The organism is Mesorhizobium sp. C416B, from assembly GCF_030323165.1.
Classification (GTDB): domain Bacteria; phylum Pseudomonadota; class Alphaproteobacteria; order Rhizobiales; family Rhizobiaceae; genus Mesorhizobium.
Map to the genome: position 1 here is coordinate 370,689 of NZ_CP100471.1, position 21,759 is coordinate 392,447.

General features: G+C 62.4%; 28 protein-coding genes. 12 read left to right on the forward strand and 16 right to left on the reverse strand.

Annotated elements, in window-relative coordinates:
* Positions 1-239: 239 nt before the first annotated feature.
* Together NLY43_RS01910 and NLY43_RS01915 are read right to left on the reverse strand one after the other, a co-directional pair.
* On the reverse strand, positions 240-476 hold the full coding sequence (locus NLY43_RS01910) for an Lrp/AsnC family transcriptional regulator (RefSeq protein WP_023670963.1): 237 nt from the start codon (positions 474-476) through the stop codon (positions 240-242).
* Between the two features lie 68 nt (positions 477-544).
* Positions 545-1,156, reverse strand: a complete 612-nt coding sequence (locus tag NLY43_RS01915) for a DsbA family protein (protein WP_023693402.1) — start codon at positions 1,154-1,156, stop codon at positions 545-547.
* Positions 1,157-1,348: 192 nt separating this feature from the next.
* On the opposite strand from NLY43_RS01915, the gene NLY43_RS01920 reads away from it, so the two are divergent.
* On the forward strand, positions 1,349-1,771 hold the full coding sequence (locus NLY43_RS01920; RefSeq protein WP_023670961.1) for a DUF4864 domain-containing protein: 423 nt from the start codon (positions 1,349-1,351) through the stop codon (positions 1,769-1,771).
* Positions 1,772-1,778: 7 nt separating this feature from the next.
* Here the strand turns inward: NLY43_RS01920 and tgt are convergent, their stop codons facing one another.
* From tgt to coaD, 7 genes are all read right to left on the reverse strand, one after another.
* A complete protein-coding gene (gene tgt, locus NLY43_RS01925; RefSeq protein ID WP_023712378.1) occupies positions 1,779-2,909 on the reverse strand; it encodes a tRNA guanosine(34) transglycosylase Tgt in 1,131 nt (376 codons plus the stop codon).
* Entirely contained in the window at positions 2,902-3,171 is a 270-nt protein-coding gene (locus NLY43_RS01930; protein WP_023684641.1) for a hypothetical protein, read from the reverse strand. The genes tgt and NLY43_RS01930 overlap by 8 nt, the downstream gene beginning before the upstream one ends.
* Positions 3,161-4,249: a tRNA preQ1(34) S-adenosylmethionine ribosyltransferase-isomerase QueA gene (gene queA, locus NLY43_RS01935; protein ID WP_023712379.1), complete on the reverse strand. Its 1,089-nt coding sequence runs from the start codon at positions 4,247-4,249 to the stop codon at positions 3,161-3,163. Before queA ends, NLY43_RS01930 begins: the two co-directional genes overlap by 11 nt.
* Positions 4,249-4,698, reverse strand: coding sequence for a DMT family transporter (locus tag NLY43_RS01940; RefSeq protein WP_023684639.1), 450 nt, complete (start codon positions 4,696-4,698; stop codon positions 4,249-4,251). The genes queA and NLY43_RS01940 overlap by 1 nt, the downstream gene beginning before the upstream one ends.
* A gap of 12 nt (positions 4,699-4,710) precedes the next feature.
* Positions 4,711-5,223 carry a peptidylprolyl isomerase gene (locus NLY43_RS01945; protein WP_023670956.1) on the reverse strand — a complete coding sequence of 171 codons (513 nt, stop codon included), beginning with the start codon at positions 5,221-5,223 and terminating at the stop codon, positions 4,711-4,713.
* 43 nt (positions 5,224-5,266) lie between these two features.
* Positions 5,267-5,761, reverse strand: a complete 495-nt coding sequence (locus NLY43_RS01950; RefSeq protein ID WP_245260490.1) for a peptidylprolyl isomerase — start codon at positions 5,759-5,761, stop codon at positions 5,267-5,269.
* 168 nt (positions 5,762-5,929) lie between these two features.
* Positions 5,930-6,430, reverse strand: a complete 501-nt coding sequence (gene coaD / locus NLY43_RS01955) for a pantetheine-phosphate adenylyltransferase (protein ID WP_023696507.1) — start codon at positions 6,428-6,430, stop codon at positions 5,930-5,932.
* 194 nt (positions 6,431-6,624) lie between these two features.
* On the opposite strand from coaD, the gene NLY43_RS01960 reads away from it, so the two are divergent.
* Positions 6,625-6,771: a hypothetical protein gene (locus NLY43_RS01960; protein WP_023712381.1), complete on the forward strand. Its 147-nt coding sequence runs from the start codon at positions 6,625-6,627 to the stop codon at positions 6,769-6,771.
* A 56-nt stretch (positions 6,772-6,827) separates the two neighbouring features.
* Here the strand turns inward: NLY43_RS01960 and gyrA are convergent, their stop codons facing one another.
* Both gyrA and NLY43_RS01970 read right to left on the reverse strand, forming a co-directional pair.
* Complete coding sequence (gene gyrA, locus NLY43_RS01965) at positions 6,828-9,617, reverse strand: DNA gyrase subunit A (RefSeq protein ID WP_023696506.1); 2,790 nt, start codon at positions 9,615-9,617, stop codon at positions 6,828-6,830.
* Between the two features lie 223 nt (positions 9,618-9,840).
* Complete coding sequence (locus NLY43_RS01970) at positions 9,841-10,692, reverse strand: helix-turn-helix transcriptional regulator (protein WP_023712382.1); 852 nt, start codon at positions 10,690-10,692, stop codon at positions 9,841-9,843.
* 87 nt (positions 10,693-10,779) lie between these two features.
* On the opposite strand from NLY43_RS01970, the gene NLY43_RS01975 reads away from it, so the two are divergent.
* The 3 genes from NLY43_RS01975 to NLY43_RS01985 all read left to right on the forward strand — a co-directional run bounded on the left by NLY43_RS01975 (position 10,780) and on the right by NLY43_RS01985 (position 12,464).
* Positions 10,780-11,316: a hypothetical protein gene (locus NLY43_RS01975; RefSeq protein ID WP_023712383.1), complete on the forward strand. Its 537-nt coding sequence runs from the start codon at positions 10,780-10,782 to the stop codon at positions 11,314-11,316.
* Between the two features lie 34 nt (positions 11,317-11,350).
* On the forward strand, positions 11,351-11,728 hold the full coding sequence (locus NLY43_RS01980; protein WP_023712384.1) for a VOC family protein: 378 nt from the start codon (positions 11,351-11,353) through the stop codon (positions 11,726-11,728).
* 106 nt (positions 11,729-11,834) lie between these two features.
* Positions 11,835-12,464: a MarC family protein gene (locus NLY43_RS01985; RefSeq protein ID WP_023670949.1), complete on the forward strand. Its 630-nt coding sequence runs from the start codon at positions 11,835-11,837 to the stop codon at positions 12,462-12,464.
* Here the strand turns inward: NLY43_RS01985 and NLY43_RS01990 are convergent.
* The 4 genes from NLY43_RS01990 to NLY43_RS02005 form a co-directional block, all read right to left on the reverse strand.
* Entirely contained in the window at positions 12,442-12,921 is a 480-nt protein-coding gene (locus NLY43_RS01990; RefSeq protein WP_023712385.1) for an OsmC family protein, read from the reverse strand. The genes NLY43_RS01985 and NLY43_RS01990 overlap by 23 nt on opposite strands.
* Entirely contained in the window at positions 12,918-13,343 is a 426-nt protein-coding gene (locus NLY43_RS01995; protein ID WP_023712386.1) for a DUF2306 domain-containing protein, read from the reverse strand. The genes NLY43_RS01990 and NLY43_RS01995 overlap by 4 nt, the downstream gene beginning before the upstream one ends.
* 37 nt (positions 13,344-13,380) lie before the next feature.
* Positions 13,381-13,914, reverse strand: coding sequence for a single-stranded DNA-binding protein (gene ssb / locus NLY43_RS02000; RefSeq protein ID WP_023670946.1), 534 nt, complete (start codon positions 13,912-13,914; stop codon positions 13,381-13,383).
* Positions 13,915-14,124: 210 nt separating this feature from the next.
* A complete protein-coding gene (locus tag NLY43_RS02005) occupies positions 14,125-14,526 on the reverse strand; it encodes a hypothetical protein (protein ID WP_023670945.1) in 402 nt (133 codons plus the stop codon).
* Positions 14,527-14,660: 134 nt separating this feature from the next.
* On the opposite strand from NLY43_RS02005, the gene NLY43_RS02010 reads away from it, so the two are divergent.
* The 4 genes from NLY43_RS02010 to NLY43_RS02025 all read left to right on the forward strand — a co-directional run bounded on the left by NLY43_RS02010 (position 14,661) and on the right by NLY43_RS02025 (position 16,450).
* The gene (locus tag NLY43_RS02010) at positions 14,661-14,975 is read left to right on the forward strand and encodes an ArsR/SmtB family transcription factor (RefSeq protein WP_023712387.1); all 315 of its coding nucleotides are present in this window, start codon (positions 14,661-14,663) and stop codon (positions 14,973-14,975) included.
* A complete protein-coding gene (locus tag NLY43_RS02015; RefSeq protein WP_023712388.1) occupies positions 14,972-15,445 on the forward strand; it encodes an SRPBCC family protein in 474 nt (157 codons plus the stop codon). The genes NLY43_RS02010 and NLY43_RS02015 overlap by 4 nt, the downstream gene beginning before the upstream one ends.
* A gap of 29 nt (positions 15,446-15,474) precedes the next feature.
* Positions 15,475-16,083 carry an ATP-dependent Clp protease proteolytic subunit gene (locus NLY43_RS02020; protein WP_023712389.1) on the forward strand — a complete coding sequence of 203 codons (609 nt, stop codon included), beginning with the start codon at positions 15,475-15,477 and terminating at the stop codon, positions 16,081-16,083.
* 85 nt (positions 16,084-16,168) lie between these two features.
* Positions 16,169-16,450, forward strand: coding sequence for a hypothetical protein (locus NLY43_RS02025; RefSeq protein WP_031199587.1), 282 nt, complete (start codon positions 16,169-16,171; stop codon positions 16,448-16,450).
* Positions 16,451-16,907: 457 nt separating this feature from the next.
* On the opposite strand, the gene NLY43_RS02030 is transcribed toward NLY43_RS02025, so the two are convergent.
* Entirely contained in the window at positions 16,908-17,246 is a 339-nt protein-coding gene (locus NLY43_RS02030) for a hypothetical protein (protein ID WP_155923317.1), read from the reverse strand.
* Here NLY43_RS02030 and uvrA point away from each other — a divergent pair.
* From uvrA to NLY43_RS02045, 3 genes are read left to right on the forward strand one after another with little or no spacing between them, the layout of a single operon-like run.
* Positions 17,235-20,156 carry an excinuclease ABC subunit UvrA gene (gene uvrA / locus NLY43_RS02035; RefSeq protein ID WP_023706186.1) on the forward strand — a complete coding sequence of 974 codons (2,922 nt, stop codon included), beginning with the start codon at positions 17,235-17,237 and terminating at the stop codon, positions 20,154-20,156. The genes NLY43_RS02030 and uvrA overlap by 12 nt on opposite strands.
* A gap of 34 nt (positions 20,157-20,190) precedes the next feature.
* Positions 20,191-20,655 carry a GNAT family N-acetyltransferase gene (locus tag NLY43_RS02040; RefSeq protein WP_023706185.1) on the forward strand — a complete coding sequence of 155 codons (465 nt, stop codon included), beginning with the start codon at positions 20,191-20,193 and terminating at the stop codon, positions 20,653-20,655.
* A gap of 28 nt (positions 20,656-20,683) precedes the next feature.
* Positions 20,684-21,487: a DUF72 domain-containing protein gene (locus tag NLY43_RS02045; RefSeq protein WP_023706184.1), complete on the forward strand. Its 804-nt coding sequence runs from the start codon at positions 20,684-20,686 to the stop codon at positions 21,485-21,487.
* Positions 21,488-21,759 lie beyond the last annotated feature (272 nt).

Here is a 21,759-nt window from a genome sequence, read left to right on the forward strand (position 1 = left end):
TCGCGGGAGAAAATCAAGCGCAATCGGTGATTTGGAGGATATCGGCGATCAGTATGTTCCGACTGCCCAAAATTCGGGCAGTCGGAACAGGACCTTAATCAGGCTCTGCCTTGTCGCCGGGCAAGTGCCTGATGCGGCCATAGCAGTTCACCGTTTCATGGAAACGGCGACCTGCCATGGCTTTTTGCTTTGCCGCAATTCCGGACGGAAAACCGCTTCACACTTTTCCTGGAATTGCTTTAGAATGCGCGGAAAGTGACGACCGTGAAGGTGTCCTTGATTCCGGGAATAATCTGCACCTTCTCGTTGACGAAGTGGCCGACATCTTCCTCGTCGTCGACGTAGAATTTGGCAAGCAGGTCGTAATTGCCGGCGGTCGAGTAGATTTCCGAGGCGATTTCGGCATCGGCGAGCGCGCTGGCGACCTCATAGGACTTGCCCAGATCGCACTTTATCTGCATGAAAAACGTCTTCATTGCCGGTCCCGATCAAGCTTCAGCACACAAGCGGCCCTTGTGGCAGACTGCCGCCCGGCTTTCAAGCATCAGGCCGAGCGCGCCTTGGCGACGGCTTGTCTCAGTTCGGACACCGGCATGCCGCGCCGATACAAGTTGCCGCCGATGACCAGGGCTGGCGTGCCGCGCAGCTTGAAAGCCGTCGCCTGGGCTTCGGTGCGGACAAGGGCAGCGTCGATGTCGGGTTCACGGATGGCGAGGTCGGCACGCACCATCGCCACATCGACACCGACGGAAGAAAGGATGTCGTTGGTGCGGCGTTCCGAAAGGCCGCGCTGGTTGGTCATCAGCGCATCGACCGCCGCGCCATAGTGTTCGCCGCTCAGCAGCGTCACCCGCGCCGCGTCGCGCGACACGTCGCCGAAGATCGGCCAGTCCTTCATCACAAGCCGGACGCCGTTGTCCTCTTCCATCAACTTCTTCAGTTCGACGAAGACGAGCTTGCAGATCGGGCATTGATAGTCGACGAATTCGGCGATGGTGACGTCGCCATCGGGGTTGCCGAGCGCTGGAATGGCGGGATCGAAGGCGACTTCCGTGACAGTCGGCCCGGTGCTTGCCCAGGCGGGCAAGGGAGCCAAAACTGCGAGGCTTGCCGCGCCCTTCAGCAAAAGGCGCCGGTCGATCGGCTGCTTGAACATGGTCGTCCCCTGGTTGCGCGAACGGGTCCCCACCCGTCCCTACGATGCGCGCCTCGCGTTAAAGGAGGCTTAAGCATGATCTTGTGGCACTTGCGTGGCAAATATTGCGGTTGCTGAAACCGTGAGGCTCCGCCAAGCGTATGGTATGATGCGTCCTGGGACAGGTTTTGTTGAGGACAATGGAGACAGGCCATGCGCCGCATCGCATTCGCAGTCGTTTCATTGCTGTTCGCGTTGTTCGTCTCGGCAGCCCTTGCCGGTGATGCGGAAGTCAAGGCCGGCCAGGCCGTCATCGATGGTCAGTTGAAGGCACTCATCGCCAATGATGGCGCCAAGGCGTACAGTTTCGCCGCTCCGAATGTGAAGCGCATCTTTCCGACCGTCGACACCTTCATGAACATGGTGACCAACGGCTATCCGCCGGTGCGCCAGCCGCAGAGCTATTCCTTCGGCAAGGTCGAGCAGATGGGGCCAACTTCGCTAATCCAGCAAGTGCTGATCGTCGGACCCGACGGCAAGGACTATGAGGCGGTCTACACGCTGGAACAGCAGCCCGACGGCAGCTTTCAGATCACCGGCTGCAGCTTGCGCGCAGCGAATTCGCTCAGTACCTGAGGCCCGGCTACAGCACCGGACTATCACCCCTCGCCCATGCCTCGGAAATCTCAGCCGTGCGCGCCTCAAAGGCCCGGGCCTCGATCGCGGCGCGAATGTCCTGCATCAGCTTCTGATAGTAGGACAGGTTGTTCCAGGTCAGAAGCATCGCCCCCAGCGCCTCTTGCGAGCGCACGAGATGGTGCAGATAGGCGCGTGAGTAGTCGCGCGCGGCCGGGCAGTCGCTCTCCTCATCCAGCGGCCGCGGATCGTCCGCGTGGCGGGCATTCCTGAGATTGACCTTGCCGCGCCTGGTATAGGCCAGGCCATGGCGGCCGGCGCGGGTCGGCATCACGCAGTCGAACATGTCGATGCCGCGCGCCACCGATTTCACGATGTCGTCCGGCGTGCCGACGCCCATGAGATATCGAGGCTTGTTGTCAGGCAATTCCGGACAGGTGATCTCCAGCATATCCAGCATCACCGCTTGCGGTTCGCCGACGGCCAGGCCGCCGACCGCATAGCCCTTCAGCTCCATCGCGCTCAGCGCCTGCGCCGAACGCACCCTGAGAGCTGCGTTGTCGCCACCCTGGACGATGCCGAACATCGCCTTGCCGGGCTGATCGCCGAACGCTGTCTTGCAGCGCTCGGCCCAGCGCAGCGACAGCTCCATCGCGCGCTCGATCTGCTTGAGGTCGGCCGGCAGCGCTGTGCATTCGTCGAGCTGCATCTGGATGTCGGAATCGAGCAGGCCCTGGATCTCGATCGAGCGCTCCGGCGACATCTCGTAGGCAGCGCCGTCAATGTGCGAGCGAAAGGTGACGCCCTTCTCGGTCAATTTTCTGAGCTTCGACAGCGACATGACCTGAAAACCGCCACTGTCGGTCAGGATCGGCTGCGGCCAGCGGGCGAATTCATGCAACCCACCAAGCCGCGCCACGCGCTCGGCGCCGGGGCGCAGCATCAGATGATAGGTATTGCCCAGGATGATGTCGGCGCCGACGCCGCGCACCTGGTCCATATACATGGCCTTGACCGTGCCGCCGGTGCCGACCGGCATGAAGGCCGGCGTGCGGATTTCGCCGCGCGGCATGGTGATGGAACCGCGCCGCGCCTTGCCGTCGGTGGCGAGGATCTTGAAGGTGAATGTCTCAGCCATTGAATTCCTTGTCATGGACAGGCGCGCCTGGCGCCTGCCTGTCGAGCGACTGGCGGTATTGGATGCAGCCGCGCATGAATTTCGGCCATGGCGGCACGGCAATCGATGGATCGGTCTTTTCCGGCAGCAGGTCCCACAGGTTGGGATGATGCCAGCATAAATCATGGCCGGTAGAATCTCGATGCTGGCGTATGCCGGCACGGAGTTTCTTCACTTCGGCGATCAGGCTCTCGCGATCAAAGGCTTGCAGATCATCGTCCATCGCTCATCTCCGCTCGATAAAGCAGGCTTGCATCTCCGTAGGAATAGAACCTGTAATTGTTCCCGATGGCATGAGCATAGGCCGCACGCATCGTATCTAGGCCGCTGAAGGCCGAAACCAGCATGAACAGCGTCGAACGCGGCAGATGGAAATTGGTCATCAGCAGATCGGCGGTGCGGAAGCGATAGCCCGGCGTGATGAAGATGTCGGTCGGGCCGGACCAGGCGGTCAGCGAGCCATCAGGCCGTGCCGCGCTCTCCAGCAGGCGCAGCGAGGTCGTGCCGACAGCGATGATGCGCCCGCCCCGCGCCTTGGCGCCATTCAGAGCGTCGGCTGTTGCTTCGCTGACCGAGCCGGTCTCGGCATGCATCTTGTGGTCAGCGGTGTCGTCCGCCTTGACCGGCAGGAAGGTGCCGGCGCCGACATGCAAGGTGACGAAGCGGCGTTCGATGCCTTTTGCATCCAGCGCGGCAAACAGCTCCGGCGTAAAATGCAGGCCTGCGGTGGGGGCAGCGACTGCGCCCTCCTCCTTGGCATAGATTGTCTGGTAATCCGTCAGGTCGCGTGCGTCGTCGTCGCGCTTGGAGGCGATATAGGGGGGCAGCGGGATGTGGCCGACGGCGCGCAGCGCTTCGTCGAGAAATGGGCCGGAGAGGTCGAAGCCGAGCAACGCCTCGCCGGCGTCGCCCTTCTCGATGACCGTGGCGTCGAGTTGGCCGAGAAAACAGGAATTGCCGTCATGGCCGAAATGGATGCGGTCGCCGGCGGCGATGCGCTTGCCCGGCCGCATGAAGGCCAGCCAGCGGTCCGGCGCCATGCGCATATGCAGCGTGGCGTCGACCTGCGCCTGCGCTTCGCCGCGCCGCCTGATGCCTCTCAACTGGGCAGGAATGACCTTGGTGTCGTTGAAGACCAGCACGTCGCCCGTTCTGAGCAAGGACGGAAGGTCGCGCACCGCGCGGTCCGCAAAGTCTTCGCCTGGCCTGACCACCAGCATTCTGGCGCTGTCGCGCGGCTCGGCCGGGCGCAGCGCGATGCGCTCCTCCGGCAGGTCGAAGTCGAAGAGATCGACGCGCATCAGTAGAGCCGGACGAGCAGCGCTCCGGCCAACAGCAGCACCGCGCCGGCGATGCGGCCGAGCGAAATCTCGCGCACCGCCACGCCGAGAAAGCCGACGCGATCGATCAGCATGCCGGCCAGCAACTGGCCGGCAACCAGGAACGCCATCAACGCGGCTGCACCAATGCGCGGCGTAAGAATGGTTGACAGGGTAACATAGAAACCGCCGAGCATGCCGCCGGCGATGAACAGCCAAGGCGCCGGCGCCTTCCAGTCGAGCGAGATGTCCTGCAGCCGCACAACGGCAATGGAGATGATACCAAGCACGATCGCGCCCGACAGGAACGAAAACGCAGCAGCCGCGACCGGGAGCCCCAGGCCGCGCGCCAGCTGCGAGTTGATCGGCGCCTGGACGGCGATGAAGGCGCCTGACAGGATGCCGAGCAGCGACCAGACCAAGCCCATCATCTTCGTTTGTCCTTACCTGACGTCGGCCGCGACCTTCAGCGACACGATCTTGTCGGGATCGACCACCGGCTCGCCGCGCTTGATCTTGTCGACATTGTCCATGCCTTCGATGACCTGGCCCCAGACCGTGTACTGGCGGTTGAGGAAAGCGGCATCGTCGAAGCAGATGAAGAACTGCGAATTGGCCGAGTTCGGGTTCTGCGAACGGGCCATCGAGCAGGTGCCGCGACCATGGTTGGCGTTGGAGAACTCAGCCTTCAGGTCCGGCTTTTCCGAGCCGCCCATGCCCGCGCGGGAGGGGGCAAAAGTGGGCTTGGTCGAATTGCCGAACTTGACGTCACCGGTCTGCGCCATGAAGCCTTCGATGACGCGGTGGAAAACCACGCCGTCATAGGCGCCTTCGCGGGCCAGTTCCTTGATCCGGGCGACGTGGCCCGGGGCCAGGTCGGGGAACAGTTCAATGACGACCTTGCCCTTGGTCGTTTCCAGGATGAGCGCGTTTTCGCGGTCCTTGATCTCAGCCATGTCGGATATCCTTTATCTCAGAAAACAGAATGATTTGATAGGTTTACTTGTCGGCGGCGATGCGTACCTTGATCATGCGGTCGGGCTCACTGACCGTGCCGTTGTCCGCCTCGTTGCCCTTCTTGATGTTGTCCACCAGCTCTATGCCGCTGACGACATTGCCGACGATGGTGTACTGGCCATCGAGGTTCGGCGCCGGCGCGAACATGATGAAGAACTGCGAATTGGCGGAGTTCGGGTCCTGCGAACGGGCCATACCGAGCGTGCCGCGCTTAAAATGTTCGCTCTGCGAGAATTCCGCCGGCAGGTCGGGCAGGTCTGAACCGCCGGTGCCGACGGCCTCGGGGCTGAACCCCTTCTTCATGTTGCCGAACTTGACGTCGCCGGTCTGCGCCATAAAGCCGTTGATGACGCGGTGGAATGCGACATCGTTATAAGCGCCTTCGCGCACCAGCTTCTTGATCTGGGCGACATGCTTGGGTGCCAGGTCGGGGCGTAGCGCGACGGTGACGTCGCCGTTCTTCAAGGTGATGACCATGGTGTTTTCCGGTTCGGCGGCGAAGGCCGAAACGGATGCGGTCACGAGACCGGCAAGCACGACGAGGAACGAGGCGAGCTTTTTCAGCTGCATAAGGGATCTCCGAAGGTCTTTGTTAGGGTGCATGTCGTTGCCCCAAAACCGGCATCCACTTTTGGGCGACATGCACTATTTCGCGAATTTGGCGGTGAGCGCGCCGGCAACGGCGGCCGGTACGAAGGGACGGATGTCTCCGCCCATCGAGGCTATCTGGCGCACAAGTGTGGCGGTAATGGTGCGTACCGATGGACTGGCGGGCAGAAAAACCGTCTGCAGTTCCGGCGCCATGGTCTCGTTCATGCCGGCCATCTGCATCTCGTAATCGAGATCGGTGCCGTCGCGCAGGCCGCGGATCATGATCGAGGCGCCATGCTTGCGGGCCGCGTCGATGACCAGCCCGTCAAAGGCGACGACCTTGATCCGGGCTCCGTCGCGGCCGAATTCGGCGTTCGTCGCGGCCTCGATCAGCTTCACCCGTTCGTCGAAGGAAAACAGCGGCGTCTTGCCGGGATGGGTGCCGATCGCCGCATATACCGTGTCGGCGACAGCCAGCGATGCCTTCAGCACATCGAGATGGCCGTTGGTCAGCGGGTCGAAGGAGCCGGCATAAAGGGCGATGCGATCGGTCATGGGAGGTGCTTCTAGCGGGGCATTGGGCGGAAGGCAAATGCGATTGGGAACATCTGCGTGAACCTTTTCGCAGACATGAACGACAGATGAATGCCTTGATCACGAAGACTTCACGCCGCGTTCGCTAGTTTGCACTTCGGAAGATGAAACCAAAACCCGATCTAACCGTTGGATAGGCGCAGGAGAACACGCACATGCTGATCTACATGCTCGCCACCGCAATGACCGTCGCCATGCTGATCGCCACCGCATTCGGATTGCATAGCGAGGCAGAGCGCGTCCGTGTCCGCACAAAGCGGTTCGAAGGTTTCGGCGCTCGCTGGCCCCACCATCGCCCCTGATTTATTGCTAGTTTCTTGTTTGCGCCGGCCCATCGGGCCGGCGTTGTTGCTCAAACCTATTCGGTGCTGTCCGGTACGGCATCTCCGGCGCCGGCCTCAATGACACCCTCTTCGACATCCTCGTCGGCCTGCGGCTCCGAAATCCGTTCGACCGAAACCACCTTCTCGCCTTCGGCGGTGTTGAAGATGGTCACGCCCTTGGTCGCGCGGCTGGCGAAACGGATACCGTTGACCGGCACCCGGATGACCGTGCCGCCATCCGAAACCAGCATGATCTGGTCGTCATTGCCGACCGGGAAAGTCGCCACCAGCTGGCCGATCTCGGCCACCTTCGACACGTCGGTGGCGCGGATGCCTTTGCCGCCGCGTCCGGTCAGGCGGAAATCGTAGGATGACGAGCGCTTGCCGTAGCCATATTCGGTCACCGTCAGCACATACTGCTCATGCGCCTTGAGCTCTTCGTAACGGCTGTCGGAAAGCTCAGTCTCCTCGCCAATCTCCTCATTGGTGAGTGCAATCTCTTCTTCCTCGCCGGTCACCTCGGCGGCAAGCCGCCGCTCCAGTGCTGCCCGCTTGAGGTAGGCGGAGCGTTCCGCCGGTGAAGCATCGACATGCTCGATCACCGACATGGAGATGATGCGGTCGGTCTCGGCCATGCTTATGCCGCGCACGCCGACCGAATTGCGGCTCTGGAAGACGCGCACATCGCCAACGCGGAAGCGGATGCACTGGCCGGAGCTGGCGGTCAAAAGCACATCGTCATTGTCTGTGCAGGTCTCGACGCCGAGAATCTCGTCGCCCTCCTCCTCCAGCTTCATGGCGATCTTGCCATTGCGGTTGACCTGGACGAATTCGGACAGCTTGTTGCGGCGCACGGTGCCGCGCGTGGTGGCGAACATGACGTCGAGTTCGCCCCAGCTGGTCTCGTCCTCGGGCAGCGGCATGATGGTGGTGATGCGCTCGCCCTGCTCCAGCGGCAGCATGTTGATCAGCGCCTTGCCGCGCGACTGCGGATTGCCGATTGGCAGCCGCCAGACCTTTTCCTTGTAGACGATGCCGCGCGAGGAGAAGAACAGCACCGGCGTATGCGTGTTGGCCACAAACAGCCGGGTGACGAAATCCTCTTCCTTGGTCGACATACCGGAGCGGCCCTTGCCGCCGCGGCGTTGCGCCCGGTAGAGCGACAGCGGCACGCGCTTGATGTAGCCGGAATGGCTGACGGTGACGACCATGTCCTCGCGCTGGATCAGGTCCTCGTCTTCCATGTCGGCGCCGCCGTCGGTGAGCTCGGTGCGGCGCGGCGTGCCGAACTCGTCGCGCACGGCGGCAAGCTCGTCCTTGACGATCTGCTGGATGCGGGCGCGGGACGACAGAATGTCGAGGTAATCCTTGATCTCGTCGCCGATCGTGTTCAGCTCGTCGGCGATTTCGTCACGGCCGAGCGCGGTCAGGCGCTGCAGGCGCAGTTCGAGGATTGCGCGCGCCTGTTCCTCGGAGAGGTTGTAGGTGCCATCCTCATTGATGCGATGGCGCGGATCGTCGATAAGCAGAATCAATGACTCCACGTCCCCGGAGGGCCAGCGCCGCTCCATCAACTGCTCGCGCGCCGTCTGCGGATCGGGCGCGGTGCGGATCAGCTTGATCACTTCGTCGATGTTGGCGACGGCGATGGCGAGGCCGACCAGCACGTGGGCGCGGTCGCGCGCCTTGCGCAGCAGGAATTTCGTGCGCCGGCTAATCACCTCTTCGCGGAAGCTGACAAACGCCTTCAGCATGTCGGTCAGGTTCATCACTTCCGGCTTGCCGCCGTTCAGCGCCACCATATTGGCGCCGAAGGAGGTTTGCAGCGGCGTGAAGCGGTAAAGCTGGTTGAGAATGACGTCGGCGACAGCGTCGCGCTTCAGCTCGATGACGACGCGGTAGCCCTGGCGGTCGCTTTCGTCGCGAATGTCGGAAATGCCTTCGATGCGCTTGTCGCGCACCAGCTCGGCCATTTTCTCGATCATCGAGGCCTTGTTCACCTGGTACGGGACTTCCGTGATGATGATCGATTCACGGTCGTTGCCGCGCTGCTCGACATTGACCTTGCCGCGCATGACGATGGAGCCACGACCCGTCGCATAGGCGCTGTAGATGCCGGAACGGCCGAGCACGATGCCGCCGGTCGGGAAATCGGGACCCGGAATGATCTCCATCAGCGCCGGCAAATCGATCGCCGGATTGTCGATGATGGCGATGGCGCCGTTGCAGATCTCGGCCAGATTATGCGGCGGGATATTGGTGGCCATGCCGACGGCAATGCCGCCGGAACCGTTGACCAGAAGGTTGGGGAAGCGAGCCGGCAGCACCTTCGGCTCGGTGTCGGAGGCGTCATAAGTCTCCTGGAAATCGACGGTTTCCTTGTCGATGTCCTCCAGCAGCTCATGTGCGACCTTGGTCAGCCGCGATTCGGTGTAGCGCATCGCCGCCGGCGGATCGCCGTCGATGGAGCCGAAATTACCCTGCCCGTCGATCAGCGGAACGCGCAGCGACCAGTCCTGCGCCATGCGCACCAAGGCGTCGTAGATCGAGGCGTCGCCATGCGGATGGTATTTACCCATCACGTCGGCGACCGGGCGGGCCGACTTCACATATTTGCGGTTCCAGTGGTAACCGCTCTCATGCGCCGCATAGAGAATGCGGCGGTGCACCGGCTTCAGGCCGTCGCGCACATCGGGCAGCGCACGGCTGACGATCACGCTCATGGCATAAGAGAGGTAGGAGCTCTGCATCTCCTCGATGATGGAGATGGGCTCGATGCCGGTGGGGCCGCCGTCGGCGCCGCGCGGGGGTTTTTGGTCGGTCAAATCGGATCACAATCTAATCAGGAATCATTGACCGCTTATATAGGAAGCACGGCCGAAACTCCAATATTCGTGCTGCTTTTCCAACGACAATTTCAGTGGTAAATTCAAATGGATACCTCTGATTGCGACGATTTGGCCATAACGCATTCGCCGCCGCCAGGGGCAAAAGCCTGCGAAGGACAGTTTTCCAAGTCAAGAGCGTATCTGGAGGCAGACAGACGCGTCAGCGGGTAGCCACCCGCCGGGAGCGATAGTGGCCAGGCGTCTCACCCATGACGCGCCGGAAACGGCGGTTGAACGTCGACAAATCGTTGAAACCGGCCTCGAAGGCGATTGCCGAGATGGCATCGCCTGACATGCGCAGCCGCACCGCCGCGCGGTGCAGCCGGGTTCTCAGCAGAAACTGATAGGGCGTCATGCCGGCGACCTGCCGGAAGGTGCGCAGGAAATGATACGGGCTGGTCGCCGTCGCGCAGGCAAGCTCGGAAAGCGAGACCGGCCTGTCGGCATTGAGCTCGATCTGCCGCACCGCCTCGGCAACCCGTTTCTGGTCGCGGCGGCTCGGCGGTCGAACGCCAGGCACCGCATCGCTGGCCACAGGCAGTGCTGCGCCGGCAACAGCCAGTGCTGCGCCGGCAATTCGCAGGCCAAGCTCTTCAAAGGCGTCGATGTCGACCATCTCGCGCGCCGCTTCCGCCTCGGCCAGCAGCGATGCGAGCGCCGGCAAAGGCGGCAGATGCGGCACGCCGAAGGCGGGCTTGCTCGCGCCGGGCACGTCGCTGGCGATGCGGTCGAGATAGGCCGGTGCGAAGTGGAAGGACAGGCAACGGTCGCCGGCGCCATGCTCATGCCCGCATTCATAGCAGGCGCCGACATTGCCGAGCAGGATCGCGCCCGGCGCCAGCATGGCGGCGCCTTGCCTGGTGCGGTAGCGGAAGGTGCCGCTGGTGACAGCGGCAACGCAGAAGGTGTCGTGCGCCTCCTCGAATGGGCGGTCGCCGGCGCCGGCCGTGCACAGCACGTCACAGACATACCAACCCTGCCCCGATGCCAGGTTTTGTTGGCTCGTCGTCATGGCTTGAAAGATAGCAATTTTTCCCAAGCGCGACACCCTGCCGGGGCCTATCGCTTGCAGCCTCCTGACACAACGAAGGCAGCAAGTATGATCGGTGCATCCTCCTTTGCCGAAGCGCTCCACAGCGACGGCCCCAATCCCGGCCTGGCTGAAAAGCTGGATCTCTACGGCCGCTTCGTCGGCGCCTGGACATTCGATGCCACGCGCCATCTCGAGGACGGCACGGTTCTCACCGGACGCGGCGAGGTGCATTTCGGCTGGGTCCTGGAAGGCAGGGCGATCCAGGATGTATGGATCCTGCCCGCGCGGGATGCCGGCCCCTCGCCTTCTCTCGGCAAATGGACTTTCTATGGCACAACGCTGCGGGCCTATGATCCCGGCTCGGATGCCTGGCACATCTTCTGGAGCGACCCGCGCAACCAATACTACAGCCGCCAGCTTGGTCGCGCCGAAGGCGACACGATTGTGCAGGTCGGCGCCGACGGCACTGGTTCCTCGGTCCGCTGGAGCTTTTCACGCATCACCAAAGACAGCTTCCGCTGGCTCGGCGAGCGTTCGCACGACGATCGCAAGACATGGCGTCTCGAAGTCGAGTTCCTGGCGCGCCGCGTCGCCCAGGACTGATGACGCAACATATTGCAAAAAAGGTTGAAAAAACATGCTTGACCATGTCTCGATCGGTGTCCGCGACACCAACTTTTCGAACCCCTTCTACGATGCCGCGCTAAAGCCGCTCGGTTATTCCTGCCTCAGCCAGTCGCCAGGCTCATTGGGTTATGGTGCGCAAGCCGTCGGGCTGTGGGTGAACGACGCGGAGCAGCCAGTGCCGTCGGACGAGAAGTCCGGTCTGCATTTCTGCTTTACCGCGCCGACCAGGCGGAGCGTCGACGCCTTTCACGCCGACGCCTTGCGTGCAGGCGGCAGCGACAATGGCGCGCCGGGGCTGCGCGCCGACTATGGCGAGAACTATTACGCTGCCTTCATCGTCGATCCCGACGGCTATCGCCTGGAGGCCTGTTGCAACGCTGCCGCCTAACACTGCCGGCGTCTCCGGTATCGCCATCTCAGACGGTTCCCACCGGCCAGGCTTTGCTCTACCACTATCGTGGCGCAGGGGTCCGGCCCGGCGGGAGGGGTCAGCGATGCCGAGTTTCGACAGCCTGTTCAACGCCTTCGTCACCATTCTGGTGACCATCGACCCGCCAGGTCTCGCGCCGCTCTTCCTCGCGGTGACACGCGGCATGAACCGCGAGGAACGTCAGCAGGTTTCGGTGCGCGCCTCGATCATCGGCTTCCTGGTGATGGCGCTGTTTGCGGTGGCCGGGGCCTCCATCCTGTCGGTGTTCGGCATCACGCTGCCGGCTTTCCGCGTCGCCGGCGGGTTTTTGCTGTTCTTCATCGCGTTCGAAATGGTGTTCGAGCGCCGCCAGGACCGCAAGGAGAAGATCGGCGACGTCGCCATCACCAAGGACATGATCCACAACATCGCGGCCTTCCCGCTGGCGATCCCGCTGATCGCCGGCCCCGGTGCGATTTCGGCGACCGTGCTACTGTCGGGCTCGTTTCAGGGTTTTGCAGCACAAGCGGCGCTGGTCGGCATCATCTTCGTCTGCCTTGCCATCACCTATCTGGTGTTCGTGCTGTCGGAGCGCATCGACCGCATCCTCGGCCAGACCGGCCGCTCGATCCTCACCCGCCTGCTCGGCGTCATCCTGGCCGCGCTTGCGGTTCAGTTCGTCGCGGATGGCATCAAGGCGCTGATGGCGGGGTAAACGGCAGCCCCTGCTCCCTGCTCCCTGCTCCCTGCTCCACCGCCGTATCGACGACCTCGAAATCGTGGGTGATGACAGCCGTCTTGGCCAGCATGGCCGAGGCCGAGCAGTATTTCTCGATCGACAGGTTGATGGCGCGCTGGACCTTGTCGTGCGACAGCGCGTGGCCCGTGACGATGAAATGCATGTGGATGCGGGTGAAGACTTTCGGGTCGGTTTCGGCCCGGTCGGCGTCGAGTTCGACAAAACAGTCCTCGATCGCCTCGCGGCCTTTTTCGAGGATGTGGACGACATCATAGGCCGAGCAGCCGCCGGTGCCGATCAGCACCAGCTCCATCGGGCTCGGACCTGGCGTCTTGCCTTCCGGCCCGGGGGCGGTCCCCAGCACCAGTTTGTGGCCGCTGCCGGACTCGCCGACGAAGGTGCGCTCCTCGACCCATTTAATCCGTGCTTTCACGGCAATCTTCCTTTCAGAAAGCGCCACTGGCCGAAGACGACCGTGTGCATGATCCGCCCCGGCAGCAGCGTGAACACGCCGGCGCCGATCAGGGCGAAAACATACAGCGATATCATGACCCTGCGATGTTTGGCGACCCGATGCATATGCGCGTGCCAGACCGCCAGCGGCACGGCGATCAACACTAAAATCGACAAGAGATGGATCGGGCTGAACGGACCGACGAGGCGTATCTGCTGGATCCAGAAACTGGAGATGGCGACGACCAGCATCAGCGCCGCCCAAGTATAGCCGACGACACGATGACACGTCGTGCCTTTCGGCAGCGCCAGTTGCGTAGCGCCAACGGCCAGCGCGGCAAGGGCCGCGAAGGCGTGCCATGGAATGGGAGGGCTCGCCGACAGAAGCGGTCCGAGCGACACCGCACCCTCTCCTCAGATATCGCTGACTATCGTCAGCTCAGAACGGGATTTCGTCGTCCAGTTCGCGCGACGAGCCGCCGCCACCGCCGCCCTTGGAACCGCCGCCACCGCTATTGCCGCCGCGGTTGAAGCTCTCATTGGGGCCAGACTGGCCGAAATCCGAGCCACGGCTCGCGCCGCCGCCGCCGGCATAGTTGCCGACTTGACCGCCGCCCTCGCCGCGAGAATCGAGCATCTGCAGCTCGCCGCGGAATTTCTGCAGCACGACTTCGGTCGTGTACTTGTCGGCGCCGGTCTGGTCTTGCCATTTGCGTGTCTGCAGCTGGCCTTCGACGTAAACCTTCATGCCCTTCTTCAGGTACTGCTCGGCGACCTTGGCGATCTGGTCATTGAAAATGACCACGTTGTGCCATTCGGTCTTTTCCTTGCGCTCGCCGGAGTTCTTGTCGCGCCAGCTTTCCGACGTGGCGATGCGGATGTTGACGACCGGATCACCGGAATTCAGGCGGCGGATTTCAGGGTCCGCGCCGAGGTTACCGACCAGAATGACCTTGTTGACGCTACCCGCCATGACACTTCTCCGTGCTCATCCGAAACAAATTTCAAGTCGTTCACCTTACAGGCCGCGCACAATCCTGGCTTGCCGCGGCTGGCTTTTCCCACAAGGTTTTTGTTCCCTTTTCGTTCCTATACTGTTAACCACGGATTGTCAAGGAATGGCCGCAATCGCCGACGCGGGCGCGTGGATTTAGCTGACACGCAGCGGCGAGAAGCGGTGTCGTCAGCGCCGTTTTTTCGCTGGTCGCAACGGACCGAAAAAGCCGCTCCACTCCATGCCCATGGCATGGGCGCGCTGTGCGATCACGGTTGGTGCCGACATCAGCCCGACTGCAGGTTCAGATTTCAGAGCCGGGTCATTCAGCAATTTCCCGATCGCGCGCCCGTGCCACCAGACCTGAGCGACGAGCGCCGCTACCACCGCGATCAGGCCCCAGGTCCCCAATCCTTCGCCGAAGATGTAAATCCCGTATGGCGGCGATAGCGCCGTACCCAGCTTGGCCAACAAGATCACGGCCACGAAACCGATGACGGCTATGGCGCCTATACCGAGGACGAGGCGGCGATAGAGCCTCAGAGCCTCGTTGAGGTTCTCGGCGGACGAAAGATCGACGTTGGAATTCATAAATTACTACTCCTGCCTCGCGATGATCGGCCCATCTTGTTCCCCATGGATTAGAGGCCCGGCAGGATCCAATCAATACGGGGCATTCAAAACACCCCTTGCCAAATCGATAAGTATTTACTTATGCTTTTGCCATGATCGAAGCACAGATTTTTCGCGCCCTGGCCGACCCGACGCGACGCGCCGTCTATGAGCGGCTGACTTCCGGCGAGATGAGCGTTTCGGAGTTGCGCACCGGCATGAGCGTGTCGCAGCCGGCGGTGTCGCAGCACCTTGCCGTGCTGCGCGGCGCCGGCCTGGTCAGCGAAAGGCGGGCCGGCCGCAACGCCTACTATCGCGCCGATCCGCAAGGGCTCGAGCCGCTGCTCGGCTGGATCGAACGCTACCGCGCATTCTGGCCGGAGCGCATCGAAAGACTGAAGGCCGTTTTGAAGGACATGGACCAATGACCGACGAAAAGCAGACGCAGACCGCCAAGGATGCCCTCGCCTTCGAATGCGATCTGTCGGACGCACCGGAAAAAGTGTGGCGGGCGCTGACCGTGCCGGAGCTTTTGGCGGAATGGATGATGCCGAACGACATCAAGCCGGAAACCGGCAGCCGCTTTGCCTTTGCCGGGCCTGAGAAGCCGATCGAGTGCGAAGTGCTCGATGCCGAACCGGGGCGCCTGCTGCGCTATTCCTGGCGCGAGCGTTCTGAAACCGGCGATGCCAATGGGCTGGACAGTATCGTGACCTTCACGCTTGCCCGCACTGTTTCCGGTGGCACGCATTTGCGCATTGTTCATGACGGGTTTGCCGCGGCGGCAACGCCTGCGGTGGCGATGGCGGGCGCCGCCTGCCGGCTCTCGCTGCGCGCATACAAGCCCAAGCCGCCAGTCGCCGCCAACGCGCCGCGCCTGTTGCTGCGCGCTGCCTGAACCGGAAAAATCAAAACGGAGACAATGAGATGAGCGGCTTTGCCAATCTGGTGCCGATGGTGATCGAGCAATCGAGCCGCGGCGAACGCGCCTTCGACATTTTCTCGCGGCTGCTGCGCGAGCGCATCATCTTCGTCAATGGCGAGATCAATGACGGCATGTCGGCGCTGGTCTGCGCCCAGCTCCTGTCGCTGGAATCGGACAATCCCGACAAGGAGATCTCGCTCTACATCAACTCGCCGGGCGGCGTGGTGACCAGCGGTTTCGCCATCTACGACACGATGCAATATGTCAGCTGCCCGGTGTCGACCGTGTGCATGGGCTTTGCCGCGTCGATGGCCTCCTTCCTGCTGATGGCGGGAACGCCGGGGCGGCGCATCGCGCTCCCCAACGCCAGCATCGTGCTGCACCAGCCTTTGGGCGGCTTCCAGGGCCAGGCCTCCGACATCCAGCGCCATGCCGAAGGCATTTTGCGCACCAAACGGCACATGACGGAACTGTATGCGCAGCATTGCGGCCGCACCTATGAAGAGGTCGAACGCACGCTCGACCGTGATTTCTTCATGACCGCCAAGGAGGCCAAGGAGTGGGGCCTCGTCGACCATGTGTTCGACACCCGCAAAAAGGCGGCGGCCTGATCGGCGGATTGAATGCAGGCCGGTGTTCCCTCATTTCAACACCGCTGGTCTGGCCTCGCCTTGAGCGCGGCACTATAGTCTTGCCATGCGCTACCACCTGAACAGACTGACCATAGCCATTGCCATCACGGCGGCGACATCGAGCATGGCATTTGCCGGGGACAGCAGCAGCACGTCGCCGAAAGGCGCCCTGCCCGGCGTGGCCGGCGACTACCGCATCGCCAAGCCCGCGCCGCAGCCGGAGCCGGACGACGCGCTGCCTGCCGGCGAGAACGGCACGTTCAAGATCGGCGACACCGATGTCAGGATTTCCGGCAACATCACTGTCGATGTCGGCACGGGTGGGATCAAGCCGCCGCACCGGTAGCCCCTTCTCCCAGTTATTATACGGGAGAGAAACCCTGCGCCGACGACTTCCTCACAAAAGAACAGCCCCGCCGTTGCTTCCGCTAACGGTCGGGGCTTTTTTTGGATTCCAAATCCAAACTGGCCGGTAGTGTTATACCGACTTTGATTTCGGATGCTTCGCGGCGTTCAGCCGACGATCCGACTAGCCGTCTCTGATTTTTGTGGGATTCGGCAGGTCACGGTTTGTCGGGTGGTTTGTTGGATTGTCGCGATGCGTCCATTTGGACACATACACTTCAATGCCTCGAAACTACCTGGCACTTATGCCCGCCGCGGCTCCACTAGCAGGTGGAGCCTCAAGGGACTATCCGGTGGCGTCATGCTCCGCTCCTATGTCCGTTGCGACAGGTGTCAATCCGAAGCACAAATCGCAAAAACCTGCGGCGTCTCGCAGGCCGCTATGGGCGGCGAGGCCATCAAAGACGGCCGGCTCCGTTGACTCCGGCAGAGTGCGCCCCCGATTCGACGACGTCAACCTTGAATAGCCGGTTACGGAAAATGTGATCGCCGGGAGCTTGCGTCACGGTCAGTTTCTGAAACACCCTTGTCAGTTTCTGCACAGCTTTGTCAGGAGCGTGTTCGGCCTTTGTTCTTTCCGCTTGCCCCTTCGCGCGAAAGACGGTTAAACGGCCTTGGTCGAGAAGTGTGGCGTCTCTCGACGTGGCGGCAAAAATACCTACATAGGGAATGGCCGGGAAAACCCGCCGATCCCACTGACACCAGACCTGAGGCGGCGACCGGCGATGGCCGACCATAAATACCTTTCCATTCGCGGGGCACGCGAACACAACCTGAAGAATGTCGATCTCGACCTGCCGCGTGACAGCCTGATCGTCATGACCGGCCTGTCGGGCTCCGGCAAATCGTCGCTTGCTTTCGACACCATCTATGCCGAGGGCCAGCGCCGTTACGTCGAGAGCCTGTCGGCTTATGCGCGCCAGTTCCTCGAAATGATGCAGAAGCCGGATGTCGACCAGATCGACGGGCTGTCGCCGGCCATCTCGATCGAGCAGAAGACCACGTCGAAGAACCCACGCTCGACAGTCGGCACCGTCACCGAGATCTACGACTACATGCGCTTGCTGTTCGCGCGCGTCGGCATCCCCTATTCGCCGGCGACCGGCCTGCCGATCGAGAGCCAGACGGTTTCACAGATGGTCGACCGGGTGCTGGCGGTCGAGGAAGGCACGCGCCTTTTCCTGCTGGCGCCGATCGTGCGCGGCCGCAAGGGTGAGTATCGCAAGGAACTGCTGGAGCTGCAGAAGAAGGGCTTTCAGCGCGTCAAGGTCGACGGCGTCTTCTATGAGATCGCCGATGTGCCGGCGTTGGACAAGAAGTACAAGCACGACATCGATGTCGTCGTCGACCGCATCGTCGTGCGCGGCGACCTGGCGACACGGCTTGCCGATTCCATCGAAACGGCGCTCAAGCTGGCGGAAGGGCTGGCGGTGGCCGAGTTCGCCGACCGGCCGCTCGACGCCAGCCAGACCGGCGAGGACTCGGTCAACAAATCGAAGAACGAGACGCATGAGCGCATCCTGTTCTCGGAAAAATTCGCCTGCCCGGTTTCCGGCTTCACCATTCCGGAGATCGAGCCCAGGCTGTTCTCGTTCAACAACCCGTTCGGCGCCTGCCCGACCTGCGACGGCCTCGGCAACCAGCGCGCCATCGACGCCAGCCTGATCGTGCCGGACGAAAACGTCTCGCTGCGCGACGGCGCCGTCAGCCCGTGGGCGAAGTCGACCTCACCCTATTACGCCCAGACGCTGGAAGCGCTGGGCAAGGCATACGGCTTCAAGCTCGGCGACAAGTTCAAAGACCTGACCGAAGAGGCCAAGGAAGCCGTCCTGCGCGGCACCGGCGAGCGCGAGGTCACCTTCCAATATGATGACGGCCTGCGCTCCTACAAGACCACCAAGACGTTCGAGGGCGTCATTCCCAATCTCGAACGGCGGTGGAAGGAAACCGAATCCGCCTGGATGCGCGAGGAGATCGAGCGCTTCATGTCGGCGACGCCCTGCCCGGTCTGCAAGGGTTACCGGCTGAAGCCGGAAGCGCTGGCGGTCAAAATCGCCGGAAAACACATTGGCGAGGTCACCGAGCAGTCGATCCGCAACGCCGACAAATGGTTCACCGAACTGCCGCCACATCTCAACGACCAGCAGAACGAGATCGCGGTGCGCGTTCTCAAGGAGATCCGCGACCGGCTGCGCTTCCTCAACGATGTCGGCCTCGACTATCTGACGCTGTCGCGCAATTCCGGCACGCTGTCGGGCGGCGAGAGCCAGCGCATAAGGCTGGCGTCGCAGATCGGCTCCGGCCTCACCGGCGTGCTCTATGTGCTGGACGAGCCGTCGATCGGCTTGCACCAGCGCGACAATGCCCGCCTGCTCGACACGCTGAAGCATCTGCGCGACATCGGCAACACGGTGATCGTCGTCGAGCATGACGAAGACGCCATCCTGCATGCCGACTACGTCGTCGACATGGGTCCGGCCGCCGGCATCCATGGCGGCGAGATCATCGCCCAGGGCACGCCGCAGCAGGTGATGGCCAATCCTAATTCGATCACCGGTAAATATCTGTCGGGCGCGCTCGAAGTCGCCACGCCCGGTGTCAGGCGCGAGGCCAAGAAGAACCGCCGGCTGAAGATCGTCGGCGCGCGCGGCAACAATCTCAAGAACGTCACTGCCGAAATCCCGCTCGGCACCTTCACCGCCGTCACCGGCGTGTCTGGCGGCGGCAAATCGACCTTCCTGATCGAGACTTTGTTCAAGGCGGCGTCGCGCCGCATCATGGGCTCGCGCGAGCATCCGGCCGATCACGACCGCATCGAGGGCCTCGAATTCCTCGACAAGGTCATCGACATCGACCAGTCGCCGATCGGCCGCACACCGCGTTCGAACCCGGCCACCTACACCGGCGCCTTCACACCGATCCGCGACTGGTTCGCCGGGTTGCCCGAGGCCAAGGCCCGCGGCTATCAGCCGGGCCGCTTCTCCTTCAACGTCAAGGGCGGCCGCTGCGAGGCCTGCCAGGGCGACGGCGTCATCAAGATCGAGATGCACTTCCTGCCCGACGTCTACGTCACGTGCGACGTCTGCCACGGCAAGCGCTACAACCGCGAGACGCTCGACGTCGTGTTCAAGGGCAAGTCGATCGCCGACGTCCTGGACATGACGGTCGAGGAAGGCGTCGATTTCTTTGCCGCCGTGCCCGGGGTGCGCGACAAGCTCGACACGCTGAAGCAGGTCGGCCTCGGCTACATCCATATCGGCCAGCAGGCGACGACGCTGTCGGGTGGTGAGGCGCAGCGGATAAAACTCGCCAAGGAATTGTCGCGCAAGGCGACCGGCAAGACGCTCTACATCCTCGACGAGCCGACCACCGGCCTGCACTTCCACGACGTCGCCAAGTTGCTGGAAGTGCTGCACGAACTGGTCGACCAGGGCAACACGGTGGTGGTGATCGAGCACAATCTCGAAGTCATCAAGACCGCCGACTGGGTGCTCGACCTCGGCCCCGAAGGCGGCGATGGCGGCGGCGAGCTGGTTGCCCAAGGCACACCGGAAGCGATCGTGCGCGAAAAGCGCAGCTACACCGGCCAGTTCCTGAAGGAGCTTTTGGAGCGGCGGCCCGGAGGCAAGCGCGAAGCGGCGGAGTAACTGACAGACCGGTCGGGCGCCTGGAGAGCTTTGAATGACAGTCCGACAGGCGCTTGCCGGTGATCTCGACGCAGTCGTCTCGCTGACGCAGACCGCCTATGAGCACTACACGCCCCTGTTAGGCGCGCCGCCGCTCCCAGTCACCGAGGACTATGCGCCACGCATCGAGCGTGGCGAGGTCTGGCTCTTGGAGAGCGGCGCGGAACTCGCCGGGCTGATCGTTATTGAGCGCCATCCCGATCATGCGATGATCTTCAGCGTCGCGGTCTCCCCCGCTTTCCAGGGCAGGAAACTCGGCACCGCGCTGCTCGACTTCGCCCAGGAACAGGCGCGGCTATGGGGTGTGCCGGAGGTGCGGCTCTACACCAATTCGCGCATGGAGCGGAACATCGAGATCTATACAGCCTATGGCTTCCACGAAACGGGCCGCCGAGCCAATCCCCACCGTCCCGGATGGACCGTGGTCGACATGATCAAACCGGTTGGAAAAATAGCCTGACCGCATTTTTAGAACTGGGAGGAAGACGATGATCAGCCAAGGAACAATCCGCGCCGGGATGGGTGGCTGGACTTTCGAACCCTGGGATACCTCCTTCTATCCGGACAAACTGTCGAAGGCCAAGCAGCTGCACTATGCCAGCCGCCAGGTGCCGAGCATCGAGGTCAACGGCACCTACTATTCCAGCTTCAAGGAGCCGACCTTCGTCAAATGGGCTGGCGAGGCGCCGGACGGTTTCGTCTATTCGGTGAAGGGCAATCGCTTCGTCACCAACCGGCGCGTGCTTGGCGAAGCCGGCGAGTCCATGACGCGCTTCCTCGGCTCCGGCATTGCCGCGCTGGGCGACAAGCTGGGCCCGATCCTGTGGCAGTTCGCGCCGACGAAAAAGTTCGACGCCGACGATTTCGAGGCCTTCCTGAAGCTGCTGCCGGAAAAGCAGGATGGCGTCGCGCTGCGCCATGCGCTGGAAGTGCGCAACGACAGTTTCAGCGTGCCGGAATTTGTGAGCCTGGCGCGCAAATACAAGGCGGCGATCGTCTATGCCGACCATGCCAAATATCCTGGTATCGCCGACATCACCGGCGATTTTATCTATGCGCGGCTGCAGACCGGCAGCGACGACAATCCGGATTGCTATACGCCGAAGGGCCTGGACGAATGGGCAGCGCGGGTGAAGACCTGGGCGCAAGGCAAGCAGCCGGCAGATCTGCGGCGCGCCGATCCGACTTTCGACGCGCCGGTGAAACCGCGCGACGTGTTCGTCTACTTCATCACCGAGGGCAAGGTGCGCGCGCCGTTCGGCGCCATGGCGCTGATGAAGCGGGTGAGCTGATCGGTTAAAGCGCGTCGCGCTGAACCGGATCATACGTCGCGATTTAAGTCTTTGTCCTGATGCATGCCGTTGTCCCAGAACCGCGGCACACTTCTGGGCGACATGCATTAGGAGCAATTCCAGGAAGAGTGCGGACCGGTTTTCCCGGAAATCCGGGTAGCGCTTTCCCTTGAAAAGGGTTTCAACCCAGAATTGCTACGATCAACCGAAGCGTGATAGCTTATGCGCATCGTAACCTTATCGATACCTCCTTCCTGCATAAATCCGGTGCG

Excerpts from the sequence above, each read along its gene's own strand:
- NLY43_RS02025 (WP_031199587.1), top strand. The coding sequence starts at position 16,169 with ATGCGCTACCACCTGAACAGACTGACCATAGCCATTGCCATCACGGCG.
- coaD (WP_023696507.1), bottom strand. The coding sequence starts at position 6,430 with ATGACCGATCGCATCGCCCTTTATGCCGGCTCCTTCGACCCGCTGACC.
- NLY43_RS02030 (WP_155923317.1), bottom strand. The coding sequence starts at position 17,246 with ATGGTCGGCCATCGCCGGTCGCCGCCTCAGGTCTGGTGTCAGTGGGAT.
- NLY43_RS02005 (WP_023670945.1), bottom strand. The coding sequence starts at position 14,526 with ATGAATTCCAACGTCGATCTTTCGTCCGCCGAGAACCTCAACGAGGCT.
- NLY43_RS02040 (WP_023706185.1), top strand. The coding sequence starts at position 20,191 with ATGACAGTCCGACAGGCGCTTGCCGGTGATCTCGACGCAGTCGTCTCG.
- NLY43_RS01930 (WP_023684641.1), bottom strand. The coding sequence starts at position 3,171 with ATGGACGATGATCTGCAAGCCTTTGATCGCGAGAGCCTGATCGCCGAA.
- NLY43_RS01985 (WP_023670949.1), top strand. The coding sequence starts at position 11,835 with ATGCCGAGTTTCGACAGCCTGTTCAACGCCTTCGTCACCATTCTGGTG.
- NLY43_RS01980 (WP_023712384.1), top strand. The coding sequence starts at position 11,351 with ATGCTTGACCATGTCTCGATCGGTGTCCGCGACACCAACTTTTCGAAC.
- NLY43_RS01915 (WP_023693402.1), bottom strand. The coding sequence starts at position 1,156 with ATGTTCAAGCAGCCGATCGACCGGCGCCTTTTGCTGAAGGGCGCGGCA.
- NLY43_RS01960 (WP_023712381.1), top strand. The coding sequence starts at position 6,625 with ATGCTGATCTACATGCTCGCCACCGCAATGACCGTCGCCATGCTGATC.
- NLY43_RS01920 (WP_023670961.1), top strand. The coding sequence starts at position 1,349 with ATGCGCCGCATCGCATTCGCAGTCGTTTCATTGCTGTTCGCGTTGTTC.
- queA (WP_023712379.1), bottom strand. The coding sequence starts at position 4,249 with ATGCGCGTCGATCTCTTCGACTTCGACCTGCCGGAGGAGCGCATCGCG.
- NLY43_RS01945 (WP_023670956.1), bottom strand. The coding sequence starts at position 5,223 with ATGGCTGAGATCAAGGACCGCGAAAACGCGCTCATCCTGGAAACGACC.
- NLY43_RS02045 (WP_023706184.1), top strand. The coding sequence starts at position 20,684 with ATGATCAGCCAAGGAACAATCCGCGCCGGGATGGGTGGCTGGACTTTC.
- NLY43_RS02015 (WP_023712388.1), top strand. The coding sequence starts at position 14,972 with ATGACCGACGAAAAGCAGACGCAGACCGCCAAGGATGCCCTCGCCTTC.
- NLY43_RS02020 (WP_023712389.1), top strand. The coding sequence starts at position 15,475 with ATGAGCGGCTTTGCCAATCTGGTGCCGATGGTGATCGAGCAATCGAGC.
- ssb (WP_023670946.1), bottom strand. The coding sequence starts at position 13,914 with ATGGCGGGTAGCGTCAACAAGGTCATTCTGGTCGGTAACCTCGGCGCG.
- NLY43_RS01940 (WP_023684639.1), bottom strand. The coding sequence starts at position 4,698 with ATGATGGGCTTGGTCTGGTCGCTGCTCGGCATCCTGTCAGGCGCCTTC.
- NLY43_RS01950 (WP_245260490.1), bottom strand. The coding sequence starts at position 5,761 with ATGGTCATCACCTTGAAGAACGGCGACGTCACCGTCGCGCTACGCCCC.
- uvrA (WP_023706186.1), top strand. The coding sequence starts at position 17,235 with ATGGCCGACCATAAATACCTTTCCATTCGCGGGGCACGCGAACACAAC.
- tgt (WP_023712378.1), bottom strand. The coding sequence starts at position 2,909 with ATGGCTGAGACATTCACCTTCAAGATCCTCGCCACCGACGGCAAGGCG.
- NLY43_RS01970 (WP_023712382.1), bottom strand. The coding sequence starts at position 10,692 with ATGACGACGAGCCAACAAAACCTGGCATCGGGGCAGGGTTGGTATGTC.
- NLY43_RS01910 (WP_023670963.1), bottom strand. The coding sequence starts at position 476 with ATGAAGACGTTTTTCATGCAGATAAAGTGCGATCTGGGCAAGTCCTAT.
- NLY43_RS02010 (WP_023712387.1), top strand. The coding sequence starts at position 14,661 with ATGATCGAAGCACAGATTTTTCGCGCCCTGGCCGACCCGACGCGACGC.
- NLY43_RS01975 (WP_023712383.1), top strand. The coding sequence starts at position 10,780 with ATGATCGGTGCATCCTCCTTTGCCGAAGCGCTCCACAGCGACGGCCCC.